Origin of the sequence: Rothia sp. HMSC065B04 (assembly GCF_001812285.1) — a bacterium.
In the GTDB taxonomy this organism is placed as follows: domain Bacteria; phylum Actinomycetota; class Actinomycetes; order Actinomycetales; family Micrococcaceae; genus Rothia; species Rothia mucilaginosa.
In genome coordinates this window covers 109513-113281 of the sequence record NZ_KV808410.1, presented here as the reverse complement: position 1 = coordinate 113281, position 3769 = coordinate 109513, and the positions used below count along the sequence as shown (strand labels likewise).

Genomic DNA, 3769 nt, shown 5'->3' with positions numbered 1-3769 from the left:
CAATTTCGACGTGTCCGGCGAGCATGTCTGCTTCAAGGCGGTAGGGGCCACCGTCATCAACATAGAAATTGACCTGGTCACCCTTGTAGACGTTGGGATCGCCTTCTGCTCGGCCAGTGCCTGCGGGGTTGTTGTAGGACTGGTGCAGGGTCGGCTTGCCCGGCTCTAGCGATTGGGCGGCCTCAATGATTTGCGCCATCATTTGTTCCCAGGTGGGGCCATCGTTTGCCTTGGATTTAGTGTCTTGAACAGCCTTGATGTCTGAGGGGATGCAGCTAGCGCTGCTGGGGTTGTGCATTCCCATTGCTGGGCGACCGCGGTCCATGAATCCTGCATCAGTTTCCGGGCTGAGGTTGGTGTGTTTATAGATACCGACTTTTCCTCCAGAGGTTACGCAGTAAAGGACGCCAGGGGTATTTTTGGAGGAGTAGACATCAAAACCACTGGGGTTGTGGCTCTTTTCCCATTCGTGGACTTGGGTTTTTGCTTTTTCCGCTGACTCTATTTCCTGGGTTTTACGTACAGTACCTCCGCCAGAAGAAACCTTGCCGTCAGAGCCTCTAGAAATATTAGAATTAGAATCAGGGCTGGATTTAATAAAAATAGTCTCACATACTTGTGCTGAATTTGGATTATTCGCGGCACATTCAGAGTATGAACTAAATTCCCCCTCAACCCCCCAAGTTGTAGCTAAATTTGAGAATATAAGAGCCGCAGAAATAATGGTAGCTTTAGTAATATTTTTCATGTTATCTACTAATTCTCGGCCTTTGTCGTAGATTCTACAAGCCAGCGGTCTCCGTTGTGGCGCAATTTAATATCCCACATATTGTTGTTATCTTCACTATTTTCATGATTTTCCCAGCTGCCGTCAGGCTCAACATACATAGCGTAAGTCCACTGGCGGTAGGCGCGCCAAATATAGGTCTCCCCGCCCTCAGACCATGGAGCACCATTGGCAATAAAATTATGGGTTCCAGCTACAACCCAGCCACCTCGTTGGTACAGGGAAGAAATCTTTTTATAGAAATCAATCTCTGATGTAAAGGATGGGCTCAAAAATTTAAGGGTTTCAGTGTAGTCTCCAGTCTGGATTGAATAATTTTCATGCAGAATCCATGCCCGGAGAGTCTTTTCCAGCCCGGAAATAGACTTCTCGCGGTAACCCTCTTCGGGCACAGGAGGCTTGGGTACATTCTGTGCAGGTCCCTGCCAGTCGGCCTTACGGTACTCCCCATCGGGTGCCTTCGAACCGCCGGAATAGCCTCGGACAGTAGACGGAGTGGCACTCGCAGAAGGCGATCCAGATGCCGCCGCAGACGCCGAAGCGGTTTCGCTCGGTGCGGCGGAGGCGGTAGCTGCCGCCTCGTTATTAGCCTGCTGGCCACACGCCGCAAGCAGGGCACCCAGTCCCACAAGTGTGCCACTACCCAACAGGGTACGGCGATTGAAAATGGTCGAATCCATAGAAGATACGCTCCTATCATCGGTGACGGTGTGATATATGTGCATGTCAGGCCATTATTGGTAGGTCAAGCTGACCACCGGAAGGAAAACAGCCCCGTAGCGCACCCAACAAACGCATCAATGCGTTATGGAACACTACAGTTACCACCCTACCGCATCTTTGTATCTATTTGCGTTGCTTTGAGTGCAATAGTATCTGAACGTCATTATTCGGACATATCAATGCTTTATGCATCAAATAAATCTACACTCACGGAGGCCCCGCCCCGGCAGAATTTGTGCCATGGTTTAGCGTCTTCGACCGTGGTTTTTAACTACGGCCAAAGACACTAACCTATGGCACAAATCCGTAACCCATTACCGAATTTGGGTCTGCGTCGGATATGCGGGCGGGAGTCGGTAATGACTTAGTTTTTCGGTAATGGGTTAGTGACTTCAGGCTGGGGTTTTAATCATTACGAAAGACGCTAAGTCATGACTGAAATTGCTAGGTCATGACCGAACCTCCACCGGTACTGAGCAGTACCTCCACTGGCACTGAGCGGCCCAAGCAAAACAGAGCGGCCCCGCACCCCGCCGCCGCCCCTCCCTGCGCCCGCAATGTGGCGGGCAACTCATGCGGCTCACGCGGGGTGTTAGACAGTACTACACTTAAAGCGGAAGTCACATCGCCGTCACTGAAGAAAAGAGTTTTTGTGCCCACCACGACCGTACACTTGACCGACCGCATCCCTCGCGTTTCTGCTGATGAGTTGCTGGCGGGTTTCCGCCCCTCTGAGCGTTTTGGTGAAGTGTCTTTTGATAGCTACATTCCTGATCCGAATCAGCCGTCGCAGGCTGAGGCTGTGCAGAAGCTGAAGGATTTTGGTGACAAGATTAATGGTGGCGGCGCTGGTGCCGGTTTCTTTGGTCGCCTGTTTGGTGGCAAGAAGAAGGATTCGACGAAGGCTGGCCTGTACCTTGACGGCGGTTTTGGTGTGGGTAAGACTCACTTGTTGGCGTCGCTGTGGCATTATGTGGATGGCCCGAAGGCGTTCGGTACTTTTGTGGAGTACACGAACCTGGTGGGTGCGTTGACGTTCCGTAAGACGGTTGAGGCGTTGAGCAGCTATAAGCTGGTGTGTATTGACGAGTTTGAGCTGGATGATCCGGGTGATACTGTGCTCATGTCTCGTCTGATGCGTGAGCTGGCGGATGCTGGCGTGAAGCTTGTGGCGACGTCGAACACTCTGCCGGGTGCGCTGGGTGAGGGTCGTTTTGCGGCTGAGGATTTTAAGCGTGAGATTCAGGTGCTTGCTTCGCAGTTTGAGGTGCACCGTGTGGATGGTGAGGATTTCCGTCATCGTGGCCTGCCTGCTGCGCCGGAGCCTGTTGCTGATGATGCGTTTGATGCGAAGGTTGAGGAAGTGTTCGGCGGCCAGACTGTTGGTGTTGATAACTTCGCTGACCTGGTGGAGCACCTGGCGAAGGTGCACCCGTCGCGTTACCGTCAGCTGATTGATGGCCTGGATGGTATTGCGTGGCGTGATGTTCACCCGATTACTGAGCAGTCGGTGGCGCTGCGTTTTGTGGTGTTGGCTGACCGCCTGTATGACAAGGACTTGCCGATTGTTTCTTCGGGTGTGCCTTTTGACAAGGTATTTACTGAGGAGATGCTGGCTGGTGGTTATCAGAAGAAGTATTTCCGTGCGGTGTCTCGTTTGACTGCGTTGGCTCGTGAGGGCATGCTGGGTGAGGAGGCGGAGCGCTAGTTCCGCTGTTCGCCGGGGCCGAGCTTTGGCCGGCTCGGGTTTTGATGCGCTGTTCTTTCTAGTCCCGTGAGACTCGAAGCTCGCGCGGTTTGCATGGTTAGCTTGGTTAGTCTGGTTTACCTGAACCGCGCCAACCCCTCTCATACGTGAAGACCCTCGCCGGGTCGCTTAGGAAGCACCCGGCGGGGGTCTTTGTGTGAGCGAGAACCTGGTACGTGACGGGAACATGGCGTGTCGCTCGCATGGTTTCTTCCCTTGCCAGGGAGTTATGCGGGGGTAGATGAGGTTGGAGTGTATAATTTTGCGTGTAGCCTCCACGAGGTTCTCGCGAAGCACCCGTTTCTGCCGCATGGTTGCGGGCTATTTTCGGGTAGCTATTTCCCTTCCTTTTCGGAGGGACTTTCATTGAGGCTCAGACAAAATAACTTTTCCATCTTCCAAAACAGCAATTTCCCTTCCTTTTCGGAGGGACTTTCATTGAGGCTAACCCAGTCCTGAGCTGTCGCTAGGACATGAAGAGATTTCCCTTCCTTTTCGGAGGGACTTTCATT

At 52.7% G+C, this 3769-nt stretch carries 2 protein-coding genes and 1 pseudogene; 1 reads left to right on the top strand and 2 read right to left on the bottom strand.

The window, feature by feature from the left end:
* Together HMPREF2845_RS07840 and HMPREF2845_RS07835 are read right to left on the bottom strand one after the other, a co-directional pair.
* Positions 1-748, bottom strand: a pseudogene (locus HMPREF2845_RS07840) (peptide ABC transporter ATPase); the annotation flags it as partial.
* A gap of 8 nt (positions 749-756) precedes the next feature.
* A complete protein-coding gene (locus tag HMPREF2845_RS07835) occupies positions 757-1467 on the bottom strand; it encodes a DUF6318 family protein (protein WP_070634395.1) in 711 nt (236 codons plus the stop codon).
* A gap of 695 nt (positions 1468-2162) precedes the next feature.
* Here HMPREF2845_RS07835 and zapE point away from each other — a divergent pair.
* The gene (gene zapE / locus HMPREF2845_RS07830; RefSeq protein ID WP_005506346.1) at positions 2163-3218 is read left to right on the top strand and encodes a cell division protein ZapE; all 1056 of its coding nucleotides are present in this window, start codon (positions 2163-2165) and stop codon (positions 3216-3218) included.
* Positions 3219-3769: the final 551 nt, after the last annotated feature.